This is a genomic window from Halorubrum sp. SD612 (genome assembly GCF_002135005.1).
In genome coordinates this window covers 1-1,628 of the sequence record NZ_NEWI01000336.1, presented here as the reverse complement: position 1 = coordinate 1,628, position 1,628 = coordinate 1, and the positions used below count along the sequence as shown (strand labels likewise).

The 1,628-nt window shown below is 69.4% G+C and carries 1 protein-coding gene; it reads right to left on the bottom strand.

The features are described 5' to 3' along the window. Window positions 1-1,628, bottom strand: a 1,628-nt coding sequence (gene metG / locus B9G38_RS17085; protein WP_143415613.1) for a methionine--tRNA ligase, incomplete at both ends; no start/stop codon positions are given.

Genomic DNA, 1,628 nt, shown 5'->3' with positions numbered 1-1,628 from the left:
GCCCTCGCGGGCGGCCTCGACGGTCGCGTCGTGAACCGAGCCGGGCTCGCCGAGCTGGTCCCAGAGCCGCTCGCTCTTCTCGGGCGCCAGCGGCTCGAAGCAGACGGCGATCGCCTTCGCGAGCGCGACGCAGTCGTAGATGACCCGTTCGGCTTCCGCCGGCTCCTCGTCGACGAGCTTCCACGGCTCGTTGCGCTGGATGTACTCGTTGCCGTACCGCGCGAGGTCGGTGACGGCGTCTCCGAGCGCGCGGACGGAGTAGCCGTTGACCGCGGCCGCGAACTCCTCGACGGCCTCGTCGATCCGCGCCGCCACCTCGTCGCTCGGGGCGTCGGCGTCGGGGCCGTCCTCGTAGTTGCGGTGGGCGAAGAGGAGCGAGCGGTAGAGGAAGTTGCCGACCGTGCCCACGAGTTCGGTGTTGACGCGCTCGGCGAACTTCTCCCACGAGAAGTCGACGTCCTGCTGGAACCCGCCGTTGGTCGCGAGGTAGTAGCGCAGCGGGTCGGGGTGGAACCCCTCGTCGAGGTACTCGTCGGCCCAGACCGCGCGGTCGCGGCTGGTCGAGAACCCCTTCCCGCCGAGCGTGACGAAGCCGCTCGCCATCACCGCGCGCGGCTCCGCGTGGTCGGTCGCCTCCAGCATCGCGGGCCAGAAGATCGTGTGGTGCTGGATGATGTCGCGGCCGATCACGTGGACGATCTCGCCGCCCTCCGGGTGCTCGTCGCTCGCGCCCTCCTTCCACGCGGCCTCCCAGTCGAACGCGTCGGCGCCGACGCGCTCGGAGTACTGCTTCGTCGAGGAGATGTACTCGATCGGGGCGTCGACCCAGACGTATAAGACGAGGTCCCGGGAGTCGGCGGCTTCGCCGCCTTCCCGAGGCGACTCCGTCGCCTCGCCGCCGGGGAAGTCGATCCCCCAGTCCATGTCGCGGGTGATACACCAGTCCTGAAGCCCCTGCTCGATCCACTCCCGGGGCTGGTTCCGGGCGTTCGAGGTGCCTTCGAGGCGGTCGAGGAACTCGGTGAGGTAGTCGGCGAACTCCGAGACCGCGAAGAACTGGTGGGTGCGCTCGCGGTACTCCGCCGGGTTGCCGGTGATCGTCGACTCGGGGTCCTCGATCTCGCCGGGTTCGAGGTGGCGCTGGCACCCCTCGTCGCACTCGTCGCCGCGGGCGTGCGCGCCGCAGTACGGACAGGTGCCCTCGACGTAGCGGTCCGGGAGGAACTGGTCGTCGACGGGGTCGTACGCCACCATGATCTCCTTCTCGTAGAGGTGGCCCCCCTCGTCGAGGTCGCGGACGAGCTGCTGGGTGACCTCGGTGTTCGTCTCGTCGTGAGTGTGACCGTAGTTGTCGAAGTCGACGTTGAACTCGGGGAACGTCTCGGCGTACTGCTCGTGCCAGTCGAGCGCGAACTCCTCGGGCGAGACGCCCGCCTGCTCGGCGTTGACCGCGACGGGGGTGCCGTGCATGTCGGAGCCGGAGACGAACGCGGTCTCCTGTCCGAGTCGTTCGAGCGCGCGGCTGTACACGTCGCCGCCGACGTAGGTGCGGAGGTGACCGATGTGGAGGTCGCCGTTGGCGTACGGCAGTCCACAGGTCACCACCGCCGGGTCGTCGGTGGGGAAGT